Origin of the sequence: Marinisporobacter balticus, from assembly GCF_004345705.1 — a bacterium.
Lineage (GTDB): Bacteria > Bacillota > Clostridia > Peptostreptococcales > Thermotaleaceae > Marinisporobacter > Marinisporobacter balticus.
In genome coordinates, this window is record NZ_SLWV01000033.1 from 1 (window position 1) to 19,252 (window position 19,252).

General features: G+C 32.6%; 23 protein-coding genes, 1 pseudogene and 1 riboswitch. Of the genes and pseudogenes, 14 read left to right on the forward strand and 10 right to left on the reverse strand.

What is annotated here, in order from left to right; genetic code table 11:
* Positions 1 to 371: 371 nt before the first annotated feature.
* The gene (locus EV214_RS16215) at positions 372 to 794 is read right to left on the reverse strand and encodes a DUF6998 domain-containing protein (RefSeq protein WP_132247647.1); all 423 of its coding nucleotides are present in this window, start codon (positions 792 to 794) and stop codon (positions 372 to 374) included.
* Positions 795 to 1,192: 398 nt separating this feature from the next.
* Here EV214_RS16215 and EV214_RS16220 point away from each other — a divergent pair, with 398 nt between their 5' ends.
* The 4 genes from EV214_RS16220 to EV214_RS16235 all read left to right on the forward strand — a co-directional run bounded on the left by EV214_RS16220 (position 1,193) and on the right by EV214_RS16235 (position 3,816).
* Positions 1,193 to 1,744, forward strand: coding sequence for a CD3072 family TudS-related putative desulfidase (locus EV214_RS16220; protein ID WP_132247649.1), 552 nt, complete (start codon positions 1,193 to 1,195; stop codon positions 1,742 to 1,744).
* A gap of 478 nt (positions 1,745 to 2,222) precedes the next feature.
* Positions 2,223 to 2,999 carry an AraC family transcriptional regulator gene (locus EV214_RS16225; RefSeq protein ID WP_132247651.1) on the forward strand — a complete coding sequence of 259 codons (777 nt, stop codon included), beginning with the start codon at positions 2,223 to 2,225 and terminating at the stop codon, positions 2,997 to 2,999.
* A 32-nt stretch (positions 3,000 to 3,031) separates the two neighbouring features.
* On the forward strand, positions 3,032 to 3,298 hold the full coding sequence (locus EV214_RS16230; RefSeq protein WP_132247653.1) for a hypothetical protein: 267 nt from the start codon (positions 3,032 to 3,034) through the stop codon (positions 3,296 to 3,298).
* 110 nt (positions 3,299 to 3,408) lie between these two features.
* The gene (locus EV214_RS16235; RefSeq protein WP_132247655.1) at positions 3,409 to 3,816 is read left to right on the forward strand and encodes a DUF2000 domain-containing protein; all 408 of its coding nucleotides are present in this window, start codon (positions 3,409 to 3,411) and stop codon (positions 3,814 to 3,816) included.
* A gap of 464 nt (positions 3,817 to 4,280) precedes the next feature.
* Here the strand turns inward: EV214_RS16235 and EV214_RS16240 are convergent, their stop codons facing one another.
* Genes EV214_RS16240 through EV214_RS16250 form a run of 3 tightly spaced genes read right to left on the reverse strand, consistent with a single transcriptional unit; the run spans position 4,281 to position 4,982 of the window.
* On the reverse strand, positions 4,281 to 4,496 hold the full coding sequence (locus EV214_RS16240) for a DUF2922 domain-containing protein (RefSeq protein ID WP_132247657.1): 216 nt from the start codon (positions 4,494 to 4,496) through the stop codon (positions 4,281 to 4,283).
* Between the two features lie 37 nt (positions 4,497 to 4,533).
* Positions 4,534 to 4,758 carry a DUF1659 domain-containing protein gene (locus EV214_RS16245; protein ID WP_132247659.1) on the reverse strand — a complete coding sequence of 75 codons (225 nt, stop codon included), beginning with the start codon at positions 4,756 to 4,758 and terminating at the stop codon, positions 4,534 to 4,536.
* Positions 4,758 to 4,982, reverse strand: coding sequence for a Mor transcription activator family protein (locus EV214_RS16250; RefSeq protein WP_132247661.1), 225 nt, complete (start codon positions 4,980 to 4,982; stop codon positions 4,758 to 4,760). The genes EV214_RS16245 and EV214_RS16250 overlap by 1 nt, the downstream gene beginning before the upstream one ends.
* A gap of 404 nt (positions 4,983 to 5,386) precedes the next feature.
* Between EV214_RS16250 and EV214_RS16255 the strand changes: the two genes are divergently transcribed.
* Positions 5,387 to 6,232, forward strand: a complete 846-nt coding sequence (locus EV214_RS16255) for a pentapeptide repeat-containing protein (protein WP_132247663.1) — start codon at positions 5,387 to 5,389, stop codon at positions 6,230 to 6,232.
* A 267-nt stretch (positions 6,233 to 6,499) separates the two neighbouring features.
* Here EV214_RS16255 and EV214_RS16260 read toward each other — a convergent pair whose 3' ends face one another.
* Complete coding sequence (locus EV214_RS16260; protein WP_132247665.1) at positions 6,500 to 6,838, reverse strand: hypothetical protein; 339 nt, start codon at positions 6,836 to 6,838, stop codon at positions 6,500 to 6,502.
* Between the two features lie 42 nt (positions 6,839 to 6,880).
* Between EV214_RS16260 and EV214_RS19745 the strand changes: the two genes are divergently transcribed.
* Positions 6,881 to 7,054: a helix-turn-helix domain-containing protein gene (locus tag EV214_RS19745; protein ID WP_132247729.1), complete on the forward strand. Its 174-nt coding sequence runs from the start codon at positions 6,881 to 6,883 to the stop codon at positions 7,052 to 7,054.
* Positions 7,055 to 7,144: 90 nt separating this feature from the next.
* Here the strand turns inward: EV214_RS19745 and EV214_RS16270 are convergent, their stop codons facing one another.
* Complete coding sequence (locus EV214_RS16270) at positions 7,145 to 8,518, reverse strand: MATE family efflux transporter (protein WP_132247667.1); 1,374 nt, start codon at positions 8,516 to 8,518, stop codon at positions 7,145 to 7,147.
* Between the two features lie 249 nt (positions 8,519 to 8,767).
* On the opposite strand from EV214_RS16270, the gene EV214_RS16275 reads away from it, so the two are divergent.
* A complete protein-coding gene (locus EV214_RS16275; RefSeq protein ID WP_132247669.1) occupies positions 8,768 to 9,745 on the forward strand; it encodes a helix-turn-helix transcriptional regulator in 978 nt (325 codons plus the stop codon).
* Between the two features lie 34 nt (positions 9,746 to 9,779).
* Here EV214_RS16275 and EV214_RS19750 read toward each other — a convergent pair whose 3' ends face one another.
* The 4 genes and pseudogenes from EV214_RS19750 to EV214_RS19225 all read right to left on the reverse strand — a co-directional run bounded on the left by EV214_RS19750 (position 9,780) and on the right by EV214_RS19225 (position 11,778).
* On the reverse strand, positions 9,780 to 9,971 hold the full coding sequence (locus EV214_RS19750; protein ID WP_132247671.1) for a transposase: 192 nt from the start codon (positions 9,969 to 9,971) through the stop codon (positions 9,780 to 9,782).
* 355 nt (positions 9,972 to 10,326) lie between these two features.
* The gene (locus EV214_RS19215) at positions 10,327 to 10,749 is read right to left on the reverse strand and encodes a transposase (RefSeq protein ID WP_330571330.1); all 423 of its coding nucleotides are present in this window, start codon (positions 10,747 to 10,749) and stop codon (positions 10,327 to 10,329) included.
* Positions 10,750 to 11,460: pseudogene (locus tag EV214_RS19220) on the reverse strand (IS4 family transposase); the annotation flags it as partial.
* Positions 11,461 to 11,481: 21 nt separating this feature from the next.
* Entirely contained in the window at positions 11,482 to 11,778 is a 297-nt protein-coding gene (locus EV214_RS19225; RefSeq protein WP_243116699.1) for a hypothetical protein, read from the reverse strand.
* A 261-nt stretch (positions 11,779 to 12,039) separates the two neighbouring features.
* On the opposite strand from EV214_RS19225, the gene EV214_RS16290 reads away from it, so the two are divergent.
* The 7 genes from EV214_RS16290 (at position 12,040) to EV214_RS16325 (ending at position 19,243) form a co-directional block, all read left to right on the forward strand.
* On the forward strand, positions 12,040 to 14,034 hold the full coding sequence (locus EV214_RS16290) for a methyl-accepting chemotaxis protein (protein WP_132247673.1): 1,995 nt from the start codon (positions 12,040 to 12,042) through the stop codon (positions 14,032 to 14,034).
* Positions 14,035 to 14,320: 286 nt separating this feature from the next.
* On the forward strand, positions 14,321 to 14,581 hold the full coding sequence (locus tag EV214_RS16295) for a hypothetical protein (RefSeq protein WP_132247675.1): 261 nt from the start codon (positions 14,321 to 14,323) through the stop codon (positions 14,579 to 14,581).
* A 508-nt stretch (positions 14,582 to 15,089) separates the two neighbouring features.
* Positions 15,090 to 15,185, forward strand: a riboswitch (guanidine-I (ykkC/yxkD leader).
* A gap of 83 nt (positions 15,186 to 15,268) precedes the next feature.
* Positions 15,269 to 15,697, forward strand: coding sequence for an EamA family transporter (locus EV214_RS16305; RefSeq protein WP_279233147.1), 429 nt, complete (start codon positions 15,269 to 15,271; stop codon positions 15,695 to 15,697).
* Positions 15,698 to 15,751: 54 nt separating this feature from the next.
* Positions 15,752 to 16,462, forward strand: a complete 711-nt coding sequence (locus EV214_RS16310) for a B3/B4 domain-containing protein (protein ID WP_132247679.1) — start codon at positions 15,752 to 15,754, stop codon at positions 16,460 to 16,462.
* A 57-nt stretch (positions 16,463 to 16,519) separates the two neighbouring features.
* Positions 16,520 to 17,209, forward strand: coding sequence for a radical SAM protein (locus EV214_RS16315; protein WP_132247681.1), 690 nt, complete (start codon positions 16,520 to 16,522; stop codon positions 17,207 to 17,209).
* 56 nt (positions 17,210 to 17,265) lie between these two features.
* On the forward strand, positions 17,266 to 17,592 hold the full coding sequence (locus tag EV214_RS16320; protein ID WP_330571329.1) for a pyridoxamine 5'-phosphate oxidase family protein: 327 nt from the start codon (positions 17,266 to 17,268) through the stop codon (positions 17,590 to 17,592).
* Between the two features lie 427 nt (positions 17,593 to 18,019).
* Positions 18,020 to 19,243 (forward strand): trans-sulfuration enzyme family protein, encoded by a 1,224-nt coding sequence (locus EV214_RS16325; RefSeq protein WP_132247683.1) that lies wholly within the window; start codon positions 18,020 to 18,022, stop codon positions 19,241 to 19,243.
* Positions 19,244 to 19,252 lie beyond the last annotated feature (9 nt).

Here is a 19,252-nt window from a genome sequence, read left to right on the forward strand (position 1 = left end):
TTTTATATTACAGCAACATGAAATATTTTACAATTCTAAATAATAATTAAGATCCTTGATCATCAGGAACTTTGTTATGTAACTGATTGTTATTTTTGTTGCATAGCAGTAGCAATTTATATTTTTTATAAAAAAAATGTTTTCAGAAAATTCTGTTGGGTATATATAAAACATACAAACGAAAAGGGGATGATTAAAAGAACTAAAATTTCTATAGTCTTAAAAATCAAACAGCTTAAAGAAATTTAGATAAAAGGGGTGAGTCCACCAAAATATGAATGATCCAAAATTAAATACAGAGTAAAAAAGACAACTCTACTAAGATCAGTAAAAGAGTTGTCTTTTTATGTACATATTTAAAAATATATAGTCTACAAGGATACATGAGGTAGGCGGTTACTTAAACAAATACTTTTCATTAGTTGAGTAAGTTTTGAAGTAGAAATGTTTTTTTGACCATTTTTCTGCATATTTCCAGAATTATTCCAAGCTATTTTCCCAGGGCCATTATAAAGTTCAGTAGTAGTACCATCTTTTAATATTTTTAAGACAATAAGATGCTCTGGTTCACTTCTAATACCAACACTTTTACCTTGAGTTACTTTAATCTGAACCATTTTTCCATCACATGCAACTGCATCATGTGTTTCTATTGAAGCAGGTAATAATTTCAAGTTATAATGTGCTGCTGCAAGAACTTCACCAATACTTCCAACTAGATGACCATCTGTAGTAAAATGACGTCCTGGAAAGTAAGATTCTAACTCATCCACAATAGCATAAAGCTGTTGTATTAACGGAGTTTGTCAAGAAAATCGTGGTTCTTTCCATACTTAGTTGAAACTGTTGGAGTTATAGCATATTTTTGAGTAACAATTACTATTTAAATATAATATAAATTAAAACTCACTTTATCTTGTCCTAATTATATTCTAGCACTAACATCATATAATCCTCATTTTGGCTATGACAAAGGCATTACAATATATCGTTTTGTAGACAATAAGTATTCTGCTTGTTATTCTAACAGCGTCATTGGGGTACAGCTCATTGTAACAATTTACGTATACATTCTATGTTAGTAGATTGCATATGTTTGTAAAAATGGTATAATATTGATAAATAGTAAGTCCTATAGGTAAAATATTATGTATGAAAAGTTAGTTGATCGTTAGAGAAGGGAGGGATTTCTATGTTTTCTGATGCTAGAAGTAAAAAAATCATATTAGTATCACATTGTATTTTAAATCAAAATTCAATTTCAGATGGTACAGCCGACTACCCAGGTACAAATGAAAGTATTTTAAAACTACTTATTCAATCAAACGTGGGGATAATTCAAATGCCATGTCCTGAAATATTATCTCTAGGACTTGATAGAGGTGATATTCATGGTGCAGAAAGAGAGATTGTTACAGAAAATACAAGAATTAGACATGCTTTGGAGGATCCAAATTCTATTGAAATAATTAATAATCTTGTGAAGCAAATCATATTTCAAATAGAAGAATATATCCGAAATGGATTCACGATATTAGGAATTATAGGAATTAATCGCTCTCCAAGCTGTGGCGTTAATACAACTTCAAAAAACAATCAAGAAGTTGATGGGGGAGGCATTTTTATTGAAATATTTAAAAAAGAGTTAGAAAAGAAACGTATTATTATAGATATGATTGGTATAAAAGCAACAGAAACCGATAAAGCACTAAAATCCATACAAAGATTGATAGATAAATATTAAAGTATGTCACCCGGAATGTTACTATCGAAACAAGAAGAGCCACATGTTGAAATTATTATCCAGCATGTGGTTCATTTTTGTACGTATGTCGGCTGTACGCCTTAGTACAGACGCAAACAAAAAGCAGCGTGATGGGGGGCGTATCAGCAAAGCTATCACTAAGGACAAAGTAAATAGTAAAAGCTATAAGTATGTATTGAAATGACTTTGTTTCATATAATTTATACCAAAGTAACAGAATCCTCTTTTTGATATTCCAGTTTTCTGTTCCGTTACGCTACACATACCCCTAAACTCAAAATCCTGCAATAATATACTATATGCTCTTTAAGGTTAAAATGTATAATTGATGATAATACTTTGAAAGGAGCTTGCTTCATGAATATTACATCTTTTTTACTATACTTATGGCAGCATTTTTAGTTTATTCAGCAATAATGGTATTGGGGGTAGTTGAACTAATTAAGAGGTGATTTATATGAACAAATTTATATATAAAAAATCAGCAGGTATTACTGCATTGTCAGCAAGCTTTACTGATTTTAAATATAAAAAACACGCTCACAAGGAATATGCATTAGGTGTAACATTGCGAGGTATTCAGCAATATAACTTGGATGGCAGCTTGCAGTCGTCATATCAAAATGGTGTTATGCTTTTTAATCCAGAACAGCCACATGACGGTATGGCATATGATAAGTCAGGTATTGATTATGTTATGCTATATATTGAGCCAATATTGTTTTTGGAGATTCTTGAAAAAAAGGATATACTCTGTTTTTCTTCTCCTATCGTGTATAATTACAGACTTGAACAAAGAATATTAAGTCTTTCTAATGCAATATTAAGAGGAAACGATGAAGCATTGTGCAGTGAATTACTTTTATCTCTTACCGATAGCTTTATTCAAACGAATCTTTGTATAAGTTACAAGAAAGATTGTGCGCTAATCAGAAAAGCAAAGGATATAATTCATTGTAACTTAGAAAATATACTAAGACTTGATGACATTTGTAAAGAACTGGATCTTTCAAAATTTCAGTTTATAAGATTATTTAAAGCGAATACTGGAATTTCACCATATCAATATTTTCTTAACTGTAAGGTAGAACTTGCAAAGCAGTTAATAGAAAAAAACAAAGATATTTATTCGGCAGTAGCCAAATATGGTTTTGTTGATTTAACACATTTAAATAAGCACTTTAAAAGTATATATGGAATAACAGCATTTGAATATATGTCACACTTAAATTAAGTAAAATAATTACAATTTTTTGTATTATCGTAATGTATGTTATATTACATATTACACCCACTATAGCATTAAGAACACATTTATTTATGACTGGACATCCTATTGTATCACTTAGTACAGGAATAGGCCCGGATGAATTTCATAATAAGATTGATAAGCAACTTCTTGAAAGTCAAAATGCGAAGTGCTATACACTAACAAAACCAGCATTTGAGAAAGCAACACAAGGTGAATTGAGAAATTATAAAGTAACTAAAAAAAGCTTCCTATTTTTTGCAGAATACTATGGTGAAGCATAACAGTCTTAAAAATATGTACGCCCTAACCTATACAAATTAAATAATAGACTACATTAATTATATATAGTCTATGCGTTAACGTAGTAAAATAAGAAGGAGGAATTTTCAAAATGGAATTTGATACTAAGATTGTCGTTATACTTAGAGATGACCTTTTAACATGGCAAAAACTAAATATTACAGCATTTTTAATGAGTGGGATTGGTGGCACTCAAAACATTATCGGCGAGCCTTATGTTGATGGTGATGGCGTAGCCTATTTGCCAATGTCGCAGCAACCGATTATGATTTATTCTGCCAGTGGTGAAGCGCTGAAAGAGATACTGAAAAAGGCTCTTACTAAAGAGGCCAACATGACTATCTACACCGAAGAAATTTTCAAGACCTATCATGATGTGGACAATCGTGCAAAGGTTGCAGAGTATAAAACGAATGACTTAAACCTTGTAGGTATTGGTATGATAGGCAAGAAAAATCATATTAATAGACTTACAAAAGGACTTAGCCTACACGATTAGATAAATATAAAATGTGATAGGTATTAAATCGCATCTTTCTTATATTATGTGGAAATGTACTAAGGGCAATCTATATTTTTATAAAAAAACTGTTTCAATCAAATTTCTATGGGTATATATAAAATATACAAAAGAAAGGGAGATGATAAAAAATTAGAACTTCTATAATTTTAGTTATCAATCAACTGAAAGAAATTTAGATAAAAGGGGTGAGTCCACCAAAACATGAATGATTCAAATTTAAATACAGCATAAAAAAGACAACGCTACTAATATCAGTGAGAGCGTTGTCTTTTTATGTTTTTGATTTCATTTAGATATTATTTCAGGATTAAAACATACATCCAATGTTTGCAACAGCAGCCATGAAATCTTCCAAAGTCATTCCCTCCCTTACAGTAAAAAAAGCCCCATCACGGGCTTTTTTTAGCAACGGAAAATACAAAGAACCTTCTTTGATTTTTTTATAAAATCATTTCTTCAATATCGGTTGTCACGATTTGTGCTGAATCAATTCCAGTCAATTCACCCTTTGTTGTTTCAAAGATGTTTGCAGTAATGATTGCATTCATTGCGGCTTTTATATTCTCTTGGGTAAGATCTTCTTTTGCATTGTCAACAATCAGTGTTGTCTTTGATCCCATTTGATTGGTAAAAACCATCTCTAGTTTTTTAGTCATGGGTTTCTACCTCCTTTCTTATTTTTTTCACGCTTTTCTATGCTTCTCTCAATTCACTTTCATCTTTTCGAAGGATCTCTAAAGCTGTATTACTTTGTAGTCCGATAAGAACTTTCGCAACGGCATGCATGTTTTCATTCGTTGCAGCTGATTTGACAGATGAATAGCTTTTGGTTTTCTTCTTGGCCTTACCCTTTTCATCCACCCCATTGTCAAAAACGATTGCCAAATGAGATGGTGCACTTTTAGCACTGATCGCCATTATTTTTTCCTCCCTTCTACAATATTTTTTATTTGCTTTTCACAAAGATCATACTTTTTGGCCAATTTTTTCGCATTGTATCCGTCGTATTCCTTAATGATGTTTGTATCTCTTTCGGATTTAAACCCTTCTTTTGGAATGTACAGGAGAGTTCCTCCAAATTCAAAAATCAGCTTTTTGGTATTCTCTTTGCCTATGATCTCGGCGACACGACACATCTGCATATTAACGCCTCCACCCTTTATTTGATCATACAACTTATCATTGGAAATTTAAAAAGGAAATTTACTTAAAAAAAATGAGTTGATTACACTGACGTTTTTACAATGGATTTCAGTTTCTTATTGTAAACGTCTCAATCGAAAAGCATCCTAGATTTCGTCTGTCAACAAAAATGTAGCACGTCTCAGTTCATCTGTTCTTAAATCATGGGGTAATCCTAGGGTAGCTACGATAAACCGCAAGCTCATTTCCTTTAAATGTAAATAGATTTATGATTCATCTATTTTTACTGTATAATTGTAAAAAATTACGACGCAAGTGCTATATAGATGTTGAAACCCATGCTGTATATGATATACTTTAAAAGCAAAATTTTTTATATTTAAAAGACATGAGGTAAATAAATATGATCTATACATATGAAGATAAGCTTAATAAAGAATTGCGTGTTGACTGTGAAAAATGTTTCGGCTTATGCTGTGTAGCATTGTACTTTTCAGCTTCGGAAGGTTTTCCAACGAATAAAGATGCTGGTAAGCCTTGCATAAACTTACAATCGAACTTTACCTGCTCTGTTCACAAAGATCTTAGAAATAAGGGGCTTAAGGGTTGTACTGCCTATGACTGCTTTGGTGCTGGTCAAAAGGTAGCTCAAGTTACTTATGGCGGACATGACTGGCGACAAGCCCCAGAATCTGCTAATCAAATGTTTGAGGCGTTCCTAATTATGAGGCAGCTTCATGAAATGCTATGGTATCTTACTCAAGCCTTTATCCTGCAAACGGACCATGGTATCAAAGATAAGATAAGTTCATTGCTGGACAATACTAAACGTCTTACTCTTCTTGATGTTAATTCTCTATTAGGACTAGATGTGGCAGCTCATCGAACCAAGGTTAATATGCTGCTTAAAAATACCAGCGAGCTTGTGCGTACTAAAGCCCGCAGTGGAAAGAATACGCCTTCAAGAAATCGGAATGCCCACTCTCGGCGATTAGATTATTTTGGCGCAGACCTAAGAAAAACCAATCTTAGAGGTGCAGACCTGCGGGGAGCGTGTCTTATTGCGGCAAACCTTAGCGGAGTCGATTTGAGTGGAGCGGATCTCATTGGGGCTGATTTACGAGATGCTAATCTTAGTGGCGCTAATCTCACAAATAGCATTTTTCTTACCCAAGCCCAGATCAACACGACTAAGGGTGATTCCAATACAAAGCTTCCCATGATGCTGGTTCGCCCAACCTACTGGTAAAAGTAATTAACTGTCTGACCGACATAAAAAATATTCTTAAATTATGAAACAATCAATGCCCTTAATTTTTGTTTCTTTACTAAACTTGGATTTTCTACCCATAAAAAAATACCTCCAAAGTCGATTAGTAATTTTAATTAATTACTGTGTCTACTTTGGAAGTATCATATTAGTATTAGGAGTTTTTTATAATGCAAGACTGCAAGTTAGAAATAAATTTTGAACTTGCACTCTTACTAAGTCTTTGGAACTTTCATATATAAAAATTTAAATTTTCCTATTGCTTCTGGTGGCAGCTATGTTCTTTATACCCCTAGTAGGAAGATTAAAAATTTTATTTAATTCCGATTCTACATCATTTTTATCTGGTATTGGTGGTATGTATGAAATTCTTGAAATACCTACTTTACCATTCCTTAATATTCCCCATTCAAGAGCTTCGTTTCTTGCAACTTCAGAATATACTTTACAAATATACTCTAAGTTCAATGGTTCTCCTATGGTTTTTAATATATATTTCCAATCATTTCTAAGATTAATTATACACTCAATATCACTTATACTTACACCAGAGACATTTACACCATTTAAAGTAGTAAATTCCATAAAATCACTTCCAAAATATGTATTAGTGTATGATATTATTAAATTGTTGAATATACCCCTTATTCAAAAAAAACATGGTCAGAACACCTAAATGTGTCCAGACCATCTTTATTTAGAGAATTAAAAATTCTCTGTACTCAACAAGTTATTCGCATCAGAAATAAAGAAATTCTTATCTTAAAAGAAGATGCTTTAATAGATATTTTGAATAATTAATCTTAAAAGCCCAGCATTTTATAATATTTTAAATTTTATATATAATTTTAGCTTCAGTCATTTTTCGTTATCATTATATTAATTTTCCATTCAATTTTGAAACTTTTCCTGTCTAAGATTTATTAGTTCTTTTTCTATTTTAATCGCCAGTACAATCGTAATTATCGTTGTAATGATATCTGCAACAGGTTGAGCATAGATTACTCCATTTAATTGAAAGAACTTAGGAAGTAACAGTATTACCGGAATTAAAAATAATCCTTGACGTCCAATGTTTAATACCCCTCCCCATAATGCTCTTCCTATTGACAGATATAAGGTAGAATAGGCAAACTGAAAACCAAAGGTAAAAAACATAATCGTATTCGCTTTTAATGCTTTTTCTGCAATAGCAATAACGTTTGTATCATTACTTAATAGAGATACGATTTGGTTAGCAAATAATACAACCACAAGCGTCCAAAGAACACAATAGATGGTTGTCAATTTCACACTTATACGAGTTACCTCCCTTAATCTCGTATAATTCTTTGCACCATAATTAAATCCTGCCATAGGTTGAAACCCTTTCATAAATCCAAATACAACATTTGTTCCAAGCGTAACAATTCTAAGTACAATCCCCATAGCTGCTACCGCTTCATCTCCGTAGTAACTAGCTGTCCTTGAAATAAGACTCATAGAAAAGCCAGTAAGGAATTGTAATAACATCATGGAAATTCCAATTTTAATTACTTGAGAATATATATCTAATTTGAGCTTAAAGTTTGATATTCCAATATGAATATAACTATTTTCCCCAAAGAAAAACCAAATATATATAAGTGATGTAATAATTTGCGAAATAAGCGTAGCAATAGCTGCCCCCTTGACCCCCATGTTTAAAGTGTATATTAACAATGGATCTAATATCATGTTCAAAACAGAACCACTTATCATAGCCCTTAAAGTAATATTGCTCGCTCCTTGTGAAATTGCAAGATTCCCCGCAGTAACATTTGCTGTACTAAATAACATACTAATAGTGAAAATTACAGCATAACACTTAGCATAAGGTAATATGGTATCTGTTGCACCCATAAACTTTAATATTGGGGTTAAAAACACCAAAACCATAATGACTAAAATCATGCCTATGATCAAACTTGTATATAATGATGTAGCAGCTACTTCATTTACTTTTTTATTTTCTTTTGCTCCTAAGAGTCTAGAAATATAAGATGCTCCTCCAACTCCAAAGGTTAATCCAATACCAGAAAAATATAAGGATAATGGAAAAGCTACAGATACTGCTCCTACTTGTTGAGTCCCTAAACTAGATACAAAATAAGTATCAACTACATTATAAAGAGCTACAACCAGCATACTAACCACCATAGGTATTCCTAATTTAAATAACGCTTTTGTTACATTTTCTTCTCTCATTAATATTAATCTTTTATTTTGTCCTTGCTTTTTATTCATTTAGCAAACCCCTCTCTTTTTAAATGTATTTAGATGCATCTAACTACATTTTTCATTATACGCTGATATAAAAAAATTTCTACCTTATCATGATTTTATATTTTTATTTTAAATATTACTTACATCATAGTAATTTCAATGGTATTATAAAATTATAAACATGTTATTTTGTAATATCGTGATAATAATTTGATTTATTATATCTATTTTTTATGATAAAATGATAGTATTAGAAAAGAGGGGAACAATATGAATCAATCTATTATAGAATACTTTCGTAATGCACCAGAACAACTACATTTCGTATATATTCCAGAAATTTCTAAACCTAAAGATAGATATTATAAAATGCTTTCAGAATATGGTAATGGTAATTTTCGTATTATTGATTTCAATCGTATGTTTCTCATAATCATGGCAAGTTTTACACCAAAAAAATCCTTCGAAAAAATTTCAAATATTCATCAAGATTATTTTGAAATCAGTCAATTTGAAACAAACACAAGTTCCTTTAAAGTAGGAGGAAGAAAAGCAAAAAACGTTGAGCAAGGCATTTGTTGTTATGTAAACACGAATAAAACAGTGCATGCATATTGCGAATCAGGAAAGCTTACGAAATTTACAAAAATAATTATTACAAAGGATTATTTTGATTCTTTTCTAAAAGCACGATATGGAGATAATTACGAAAATTTTAAGGATGCCATTCACTATGTATCCCCAAATCCAAATTCTTTAGAACTTAATTTCGTATTTCAACAAATTCGAGACTGTGAAGCAGTTGGTGCTTCACAACAACTTTACCTTGAAAGTAAAGTTTTAGAAATCCTTTCTCTTGTTACACATAATCTGAACCAATCTCTAAAAAGAACTAGACTTTCTGTTAAATTAGACAAAAAGGATATACGCTTATTAAGTAAAGTAATAACCTTTATGAGAAAAAATTTAGCCGCATATCCCTCTATGAAAGAATTGGCATCTGTTGCAAATATGAGCACAACCAGATTCCAAATGGCATTTAAACAAATTTATGGGACAACGCCTTACCAATATTTAAAAGAAATGCGTATGAATCATGCTTTATTACTTCTTCAAAATTCAGATTATAGTGTACAAACCATTGCAAACAAAGTTGGCTATAAGAACGCAGGTCATTTTGCAGGCATTTTTAAAACAACTTATGGAATTACTCCTAAAAAATACCGTGTTATTCATCACATTCCGTAACAAAAAAGAAGATATATAAATTGCATTAAAGATTTTACATTTGTAAACATATCCTATTAATTACCTGTTTGGAAAGCAAATTTATTGATCTGATAAATTTGCTAACTGCTAATTTTATTTTACAAGCATCTGTATAGAATACATTATTGATTATTTCAGCTTTTAACCAACCCCATAAGCCCTCAATCAGATTGAATTTGGGACTATGTGGTGGCAAAAAAAACAAACTCTAATACATTAGTGTATTTTAATAAAAATGGTTCAATCATTTTTGCATGATGAACTAGAATCATTAAGATCTTACCCGTAGGATATAATATCATAACTTTTTTGATGAATTTTAAAAAAATTCTTTGTAGGGGTAGTACCACATGCCCATCAAGCTAAGCTATTAAAACAGTTCTGCAAGAGTTGAAATGTCTATTTAGTGGACTGAAAATCTATCCTAAAGTGGAATTTCTATGGTTTTTATTAGCAATTCTAATAGTGTCATTGATTTTATGGTACAGCAAACAAACCTACGAAAAAAATTAAAAATTTTAAAGACATAGGACTCAGAATATATTATAATTAAATTGCTTTTATGAGGCGAATCTACATGTCTTTTCTTGGTAGTTGTGCAAAACTCCAAGAATTTCAAAAAAGGTTTTTTGACCTTTTCGGTGTGATTTTCGCCCATTTTTCTTTATACAATTAGATATTTCTATCAATACGCTATCAACCTTTGAAGGTATCTTTATGAGATTTAAATATATTTTTTCAATATACTGCTTTATGATCTCAGCACTCTTGATTTCACTTGCTTCTAACTGTTCTTTATGTAAAAGTTCATTTCTTATTTTGAACATTATTGCTGAACTTAGCACCAGTAAAATAAGTTTTCCATAGAGCTGACATTTGAATCTCTCTATTTTTACAGGCTTTACGTTTGAAATAGTAAATATAGATTTCCAAATTTTAAATATAATTTCCACTTGCCATCTCAAAGAATAAATTTCATATATTCAATTGTTAGGGATAACAGAACTGTCAGTATTTGTAATGTACATAGTTATACCAAGAAGTTTTATTGTATTTTCACTTTTTTTAATACCTTTCTTTTTAGCTGACTTCTTAACTTTTAACTTGCGTTCTTTTAACTGCTCGTGAGTTAGCTTGTATATGACTAATCGTTCTTTTCTTTTTTCAAGTCTCCCTATAAATACTTCCTTCAATTCTAAGATTTCACCTTCGATCATGTTCTTTGCTATATCTGCTAAATCAATTCTTTTATACATACTAGATTTTTTTATTTCACCATTCTTATAATACTCAACATCTTCATTTTCCAGATACACAGCTACATTGGGTTTGAGCCTTGAAACATAGGAAGCTTTTCTCTCATCCAAATCTTTAAAGTCTTTCAAACTGAAGTAACCTAAATCTCTTAAAAAGAGATCCTTCTCCTTAAAAGTATCTGCGATCTTATTTCCAAAGGTTTTATCATTGCCTTTTCCAGGACCTACATCGATGTGCATGAACTTGCCAGTTTTCAACGCGTATTCAAGTTGTATTTTGACCCCTGCAGGTTGTGAACTTCCGCCTGAGCCTTGGTATTCATTTTTATAGATTTTAGGGACTTGAAATGCTGTGGAATCAACTATTCTAATTCTATCAAAGTGTTCATCCCATATTGAAGGAATCTTAGAATCCGATAAAGCAACACTGTTTAAGAGTCTTGTAAAAAAGCTACAGTTTTAAGTTTTATCATTTAAACGTTGATCTATAGCCTGTGTAGATACCGCAGTAGATACTTTTGAATTTAAGTTGACATGCATTGCTACAAGTGTATTTTTAGATACATCTAGTCCCGAAAACGTACATAGATAAAGGAATTCCCACGCTTGAATTTTCCCCTGTCTTTGAATAAAACCAACTTCTCTTGCGATCTTTTCTATTTCTTCTTTTGAAATTATTTTAAGTATTTCTTTAATCATTTGTTGCATGCTACTTTTCATAGTATTTATATTTTTCAGTACTTTCGCTTTTGCCATTCTATACCATTGCCTCCTTAGAGACGTAAGTAGCATTAGTATACTATTTTTTGTCGAATGGGTGCAATGAATTTGATACTTGGCACCTTAGCTTTATGGGCATATTGCCGTACCCCATATTTGATAATGCATTTTTCTCAATATTTACTAAATACAACAATAAAGTGCATTATTTACCATTATCAAACAATATGATACAATATTAGTAAGATTTAGAAAATACATTTCATTAAACTAAAAGAAATAGTAAAGGAGACTGTTATGAAAAGTATAAAATCAAAACAAATCGTATTTTTTGGGCTTTTAATAGGCGTTGTCTGTATAGGTTTAGGTGTAGCTTCCTATATACATGCATCAAGGGCGCTAGATTCAAATTTACGCAAAACCCTTCCATTAATGGCAGAGCAGACAGCAAGTAATATTCAAGGCAGACTAGAGGGGCATTTAAGTGCATTGGAGTCTATTGCAGAAAGGCCTGAAATAAGAGATCCTAATATTCCTTGGGAAGATAAAGTACCCATTCTTATAGCGGAAAGCAAAAGAATTGGTAGTATTAAGCTAGGCATTTCAGATAAAAGTGGAAATGCTAAAAACATGGATGGAAAGGGTGCTAATATTAAAGAAAGAAAGTATTACCAAGAGGCTATATCTGGTAAAAGCTATGCCTCAGACCCAATTATAAGTAAGGTTGATAGCTCTGTAATCGTTTTATATGCCGTTCCTATTAAAAATAATAATGAAATTGTAGGGATACTCATTGAAACAACAGATGGAAATAAATTAAGTGAATTAACTAACCAGGTTAAAATTGGGGCAACGGGTTATGCCTTTATGATAAAAAAAGATGGGACAAACATTGCTTATCCTGATAAAAACATGGTTCTTAAAATGTACAATCCTATTGAAGAAGCAAAAAAGGATGCTAGTTTACAGACTTTAGCTTCAATAGAGAAGAAAATGATGGCAGGAAAAACAGGAATAGGTGAATATTTCTATAATAAAGTAGATAAATATATAGGCTATGCTCCTGTTAAAGGAACTGAATGGTCTGTAGGCGTTGTAGTAACAAAGAGTGAAATCTTATCTGAGTTAAATAGTCTAAAAGTCTCTATTTTAGCATTCTCCATATTATTTATATTCATTGGATTCATAACTATTTCTATTGTTGCTAATAGTATATCTAAAGGAGTAAAATCAACTTCAAAACATTTAGAGTTATTAGCAGAAGGGAATCTATGCGAAGATGTGTCAACTGACTATCTACAATTTAACGATGAGATTGGATATATGACCCAATCCATGAAAGCAATGCAAGAAGCACTAAGAGGAATGATTCGCCGGATAAAAGAAAATTCTGTAAGTATTAATACCCAATCAGAGAATTTATCCTCTATTTCAGAGGAAATAGCCAATTCCTCACAAAATGTTACAGGTGCTATAAGTGAAATTGCACAAGGGACAAGTGCCCAAGCGGAGGATTTAATAAAAGTAATAGATATACTTAATAACTTTAGTGCTAAGCTATCTGAAATGGTAGGTGAAATAAAAGTTGTAGATTCAAATTCTAAAGAAATTAGCTTAATGGCAAAAGATAGTAGTCATGACATGAGTGCGTTAAATCATTCTGTAACAAAAGTTAGTCATTCATTCAAGACTTTTAATAGTAAGATTACTGGACTTGGAAAAGATATAAATGAAATAAATGATATTACCAATATCATTAATAGTATTGCAGAACAAACAAATTTATTAGCATTAAATGCAGCGATTGAAGCAGCTAGAGCAGGAGAATCTGGAAAAGGATTTGCAGTGGTCGCAGATGAAATAAAAAAACTTGCAGAACAATCAAAAATGTCATCAGAAGATATAAGTAGATTAATTAATCAAATATCTGAAAATACAGATGTTATCGTTCAAGATTCTGCGGAAATGGATGAAGAATTAATAAATCAAGTTAAAATTATAGATAGTTCACTAATATCTTTCAAAAATATTATCGCAGCAGTAAGTGAAATCATTCCTAAAATTGAAATAGTTAAAAATTCTGCAGAAAATATAGACAGAGATAAAAACGCGATTTTAAACAGTGTAGATGGTGCGTCTTCAATTTCACAGCAAATTTCTGCATCTTCACAGGAAATTTCTGCAGCCTCAGAAGAAATGAGTGCTTCTACAGAAGAAGTAGCAGCAGCTTCCCAAACACTGAGTGCTATGACTAAGGAAATGTTGGAGGAAGTAAATAAGTTTAAAATTTAAAGATTATGAAACAAAGGTATATGCGGTTATGATATTTTTTGCTATCCATTGATTCGTTTTGAAGAAAAGGATAGCATCCTCCTCAAAATTCAATGGAAGAAATACCTATAGTAATAGCAATCATTTCAAAATTCACTCTTATATGAGGAGTAATAACTCCTCATATATCATCAAGAATATAACCGTCAACACTTAAATCATAAGGAATATTGTATGTTGTTCGATTTAAAGTGATTTTACGGAATTTAAACTTGACTAAAGCTGCTGTATATAAGGAGAAGCAATAATGGATCATTTAAAGTTTCTTATAGGATCGACGATTACGACTCTTATAACTTACAATATTTTAACTCGTATATCTAACATTTACAGAATTAAAGAAAGCGTATTAGAAAAAGAAAAATTAAAGTATTTAGTGAATAGTATAGTTTTTATTCTTCTTGTAACTATTGTAACAGCTGGCTTGATGATTACAAAAAATCATCTACTTAGAGGTATAATAGTAGGATTTGGCAGTAGTTTTTATGCGCTTATAATAAGAGAATAATATACAAGAGTGAATCATATTATTTCTAATCTCTTTATTGCCATACAATCCTGCATATCCTGAAATATAGACATGATTAACGTTTTTTTTGTTTATATGCTTATAACCACCTGAAGCTTGTGGACGATCATGATAAGTAACTTGCTAACAATATGTGAATCAACGTTGTAATAAGGGGTAGTACCACATGCCTTTTCTTGGTAGTTGTGCGAAACTCCAAGAATTTCAAAAAAGGTTTTTTGACCTTTTCGGTGTGATTTTCGCCCATTTTTCTTTATACAATTGAAACGGCTGATATACAGCATAAAGGTGGATAAGGGGCTGAAACTAATAATACACTTTCACTCGGGAATTGTCATGACGGAGAAAGTGGACTACTATGAGGAATAATAAAAAAATATAACGATTTATAAAACATAGATTAGTTATTTAAATGTTGACATATGTTTTACTATGTGCTAACATTTAAAATAAGTTGCAACTTTAATTGAACGTATAACTAAATATTGAGTCAGTTTTCTAGGGTTCCGCAGTTTATACTGGTCTGGTCCAAGAGAAAACGCACAGGGAGCTGTGTACACGGAAGGATAAAAGCCTGGGAGATATTGTTAAAATATTTCCTTAGGCTTTTTTTTATTTTCATTTGTTATTTATTTAGTTTCCCGTAAAGGAGGCAGTATCATGTCTATGAAATTTATTCCGATTATACTGGTGGTTTTGTCCAGTACCTGCTACCATGTCAGTCAAAAGGCAACGCCATCTGGCATAAGTCCAATTGTGGCTTTGATTGTGACTTATGTGACAGCATCTATTGTATCCATCATTTCTTATTTTGTATTTGTACCAAAGTCAGATTTCGTGGGTCTTATGGAAGCAGTCAAAACAGCAAACTGGGCCAGCTTCTTGCTTGGATTTGCTGTGGTTGGTTTAGAATTAGGGTTTTTGCTGGCTTATCGAGCAGGGTGGCAGATCAGCGGAGCCAGTCTTTTATGCAATACCTTGGTTGCGTTAATGTTGATCCCTATAGGCCTTCTATTTTTTAAAGAAACCATATCCTTGACATCTATAATGGGGGTCGTCATATGCATTACAGGATTGGTCTTTATTTCTAGGTAATGGGGTATACAAATAGTATTAATGTTTAAATACAAAATATGAGGAGGAAAAGTTATGAAAAACTTTATGATTGAAGATGACTTCTGGGAAGTGTTCCCCGATACCAAAATAGGAATCATCCTGTGTAAGAATATAGACAACACAATCAAGGATAATGAATTATACAAAAACATGCTAGCAAATGCAGAAAAAGAATTAGCAAAACATTTAAAAGAAGAGGAATTTAGCAATAATAGGGTCATTAAGGTTTGGCGTGATGCTTTCCAGAAATTTAAAACAAAGAAAGGTGCCAGATCCTCTATTGAGGCATTGTTGAAACGAGTTTACAACGGCAAGCATATTGGCACAATCAACCCTCTTGTGGACATGTACAATTCAATCTCTTTAAAATATGCACTACCTTGCGGAGGTGAAGACATAGATACTTTTGTAGGCCATGTCAGACTGACAAAGGCTGTAGGTGATGAGCCCTTTGTGACTCTGGGAACAGATGAAAATGCGCCACCCTATGAAGGTGAAATTGTCTATAAAGATGCAGTCGGTGCAATTTGTAGATGTTGGAATTGGCGAGAATCGGTAAGAACCATGCTGACCGAGGAAACCCAAAATGCCTTCTTATGCATTGAGCTCGTGGACGATCAAAGAATAGAGGAATTTCATAAGGCATTAAATGAATTGGCAAAAAATGTAGAAGAACATCTGGGAGGAACGTATCAAATTTTTGTGTTAGATAGGGATCACAGAATGATTAAGATTGGCGAATAGCATCAAGGCAAAAGTTTGGCACTAAAATTAAGAATAACAAATTCAGGAGGTCGTTAGATGGGAAATTTTACGTACAAGGATATTTATATAGAAGATGGGAATAAAGTACTTGAAATCAATGTCCTTCCCGAAAAGTATTGCAACTTTGATTGCATATTTTGTCCAATTGGGCGATCTAATCATAAAACAGATCAGCCAATTAGTTTCAAGGATTTTCAGAAATCTATGTCAGAACTAGAGACTAGAATAAATCACTTAAAGCCGGATTTAATTTTTATCAATTCAAAAGGTGAGGCGTTTGTTAATGATAAGCTTACTGAAATAATTGAATTTATCAAGGGGAAAGGTTTAAGGGTCAGACTGCTTTCAAATGGGTATCTACTGGGTCAAGAACCTAATAAAGAAATAGCCAATATGTGTGACGAGGTCATCGGAGAAATTAAAATCATTAAAGATGAGGATTTTCAAAAAATTCAAAGACCCATGGACGGCTATACTCTAGAAGAATATATTTTAAACATGTCATCATTTGTAAAGCAATATAAAGGCAAATTCATCTTTGAAATTACCATTGTAAAAGGCTACAACGACGATTTTACATCGGTTCAACAACTGAAAAGAATCATTAAATTGCTGTCCCCTAGTGAGGTTCAGGTGGTTCGAATTGATGATGAACCATTTAAGAAAAAGCTCGGCATTTCAGATGAGCGATTAGAAGAGATTACAAAGATGCTGCTGGAAAAATAATGTGCAGTAGGGTTGGGGTAATAAATCCATGAAAATCGATAGGATGGAGGGCCACGATGTTTAGAGAAATGAGAAGAAAAGATCGGTTATTAGACAATGATGAAATACACAAAATTTTGGAAGATAACACTTATGGCATTTTAGGGACAGTAAGTGAAGATGGATATCCCTATGGCGTTCCAATAAGCTATGTTTTTTACAATAAGGCCATCTACATGCATGGCGCTACTAAAGGACATAAATGGGATAATATTTCATTTAACAACAAGGTTACCTTCACCGTTGTTGGAAAGACAGAATTGTTACCTGACCAATTTAGTACCAGCTTTGAAAGTGTCATCGCATTTGGTAGAGCAGTTGAAGTTTCAAATGAGGAAAAATAAGAGGTACTTCTAGAATTTATTACTAAATATTCTCCAAATTTTCTTAAGGAAGGAAAGGACTATATTGATAAGGCTAGCAAAGCAACTAAGACTATAAAAATAGAAATTGAATATATTACAGGTAAAAAGAAGTAGGCAATAAATTCAATCAAGCAAAAAAATATAAAAAAGATAAGCTAAAGCTAACTTGAGCGGTGTTTTCACAGTACAAGTTAGCTTTTTATGATTAGAATAAGTCCTTAGAGGACAAAAAATATGAATGAATAATTATAGATGATTATTATTCAATTACATAATGATTAAAATGCGTTTTACTCAATTAGATTTAAAGCTTATACTTAAGATAATTAATGAAAAATTTATTTTGAATATGGCGTGAGGCTAAATATGAGAAATTGGAAATCATTATTTTAGGAGGAGTATTAAAATGGCTAAATCGAACACGGAGAACCAACTTTTCAACACAAAGGCAATTCATACAGGAAGCGAACATTGTCCAGTTACAGGCGCACACATAGCACCAGTATACAGAACGTCTACATTTGTAATGAAGAATGCTGAAGAAGCTATAGCTGCAGGCTATGGAGATCCAGAAGGAAAACATTATGCTTATACAAGGTATGGCAATCCAACCGTTCATGCAGTTCAAAGAAAAATTGCGGCATTAGAAAATGCAGAAGCGGCATTGATGGCGGCATCGGGAATGGGGGCAATAACAACAGCCTTGATGGCCGTACTTAGCACTGGAGACCACATCGTTGCAGCAGACACAGTTTATGGTGGCACATTCGGTTTCATGAAAAAAATTCTTCCGCGTTTTGGAATTGAAGTAACCATGGTGCGGGTTACAGGGGATTCTGTAGAAAATATCCGCAATGCCATGAAACCAAATACTAAAATTGTATACGTTGAAACCCCTTGCAATCCAACTCTTGCGATTACAGACTTGAAAAGAGCTGCTGAAATTGCACATGAAGGTGGTGCCCTATTGTATGTAGATAACACCTTTGCGACACCTTATTTACAGCAGCCAATTTCCTTAGGAGCAGATATCGTTCTTCATTCAACCACTAAGTATTTGAATGGGCATGGTGATATGATTGGTGGTGCAATTGTAGGTAGTAAAGCCCTCATTCATCATTTTGATAGTGATTATTTAAAGTGGATTGGTGGCGTTATGTCTCCAGCAGATGCGGCAGGCCTGTCAAAAGGAATTAAGACACTTGGCGTTCGTATGGAAGTTCACTGTGCCAATGCAAAAAAAGTAGCTGAATTTTTAGAACATCACGATATGGTCGAAAAAGTCCTGTACCCAGGTCTTGAGTCCCACCCGGGTCATGAGATTGCGAAAAAGCAAATGAAAGATTTCGGTGGAATGATGAGTTTTAATGTTCGCGGCGGGTTTGAAGCGGGTAAACTACTGATGGATAGTGTCAAGCTGTTCAGTCTAGCGACTTCTTTAGGCAATGTGGATTCCCTTATTCAGCACTCTGCATCTATGAGCCATGCTTCCTTAAGCAAGGAAGAAAGAGAAAGTGTTGGGATTGCCGATGGTCAAGTTAGACTCTCGATTGGGATTGAAGATGTAGCGGATATCATAAATGACCTTGATCAAGGGCTTCATCATGTTAAAAAGGAATTGTGTCTATAATATTATTTT

Bases quoted from the DNA above. Each gene is read 5' to 3' on its own strand.
- EV214_RS16260 (WP_132247665.1), bottom strand. From the start codon at position 6,838: ATGGAATTTACTACTTTAAATGGTGTAAATGTCTCTGGTGTAAGTATA.
- EV214_RS16220 (WP_132247649.1), top strand. From the start codon at position 1,193: ATGTTTTCTGATGCTAGAAGTAAAAAAATCATATTAGTATCACATTGT.
- EV214_RS16235 (WP_132247655.1), top strand. From the start codon at position 3,409: ATGGAATTTGATACTAAGATTGTCGTTATACTTAGAGATGACCTTTTA.
- EV214_RS19225 (WP_243116699.1), bottom strand. From the start codon at position 11,778: ATGGCAAAAGCGAAAGTACTGAAAAATATAAATACTATGAAAAGTAGC.
- EV214_RS16315 (WP_132247681.1), top strand. From the start codon at position 16,520: ATGGGAAATTTTACGTACAAGGATATTTATATAGAAGATGGGAATAAA.
- EV214_RS16255 (WP_132247663.1), top strand. From the start codon at position 5,387: ATGATCTATACATATGAAGATAAGCTTAATAAAGAATTGCGTGTTGAC.
- EV214_RS16240 (WP_132247657.1), bottom strand. From the start codon at position 4,496: ATGACTAAAAAACTAGAGATGGTTTTTACCAATCAAATGGGATCAAAG.
- EV214_RS16230 (WP_132247653.1), top strand. From the start codon at position 3,032: ATGTATGTTATATTACATATTACACCCACTATAGCATTAAGAACACAT.
- EV214_RS16295 (WP_132247675.1), top strand. From the start codon at position 14,321: ATGGATCATTTAAAGTTTCTTATAGGATCGACGATTACGACTCTTATA.
- EV214_RS16310 (WP_132247679.1), top strand. From the start codon at position 15,752: ATGAAAAACTTTATGATTGAAGATGACTTCTGGGAAGTGTTCCCCGAT.
- EV214_RS16320 (WP_330571329.1), top strand. From the start codon at position 17,266: ATGTTTAGAGAAATGAGAAGAAAAGATCGGTTATTAGACAATGATGAA.
- EV214_RS16245 (WP_132247659.1), bottom strand. From the start codon at position 4,758: ATGGCGATCAGTGCTAAAAGTGCACCATCTCATTTGGCAATCGTTTTT.
- EV214_RS16290 (WP_132247673.1), top strand. From the start codon at position 12,040: ATGAAAAGTATAAAATCAAAACAAATCGTATTTTTTGGGCTTTTAATA.
- EV214_RS16270 (WP_132247667.1), bottom strand. From the start codon at position 8,518: ATGAATAAAAAGCAAGGACAAAATAAAAGATTAATATTAATGAGAGAA.
- EV214_RS16325 (WP_132247683.1), top strand. From the start codon at position 18,020: ATGGCTAAATCGAACACGGAGAACCAACTTTTCAACACAAAGGCAATT.
- EV214_RS16275 (WP_132247669.1), top strand. From the start codon at position 8,768: ATGAATCAATCTATTATAGAATACTTTCGTAATGCACCAGAACAACTA.
- EV214_RS16250 (WP_132247661.1), bottom strand. From the start codon at position 4,982: ATGCAGATGTGTCGTGTCGCCGAGATCATAGGCAAAGAGAATACCAAA.
- EV214_RS16225 (WP_132247651.1), top strand. From the start codon at position 2,223: ATGAACAAATTTATATATAAAAAATCAGCAGGTATTACTGCATTGTCA.
- EV214_RS16305 (WP_279233147.1), top strand. From the start codon at position 15,269: ATGAAATTTATTCCGATTATACTGGTGGTTTTGTCCAGTACCTGCTAC.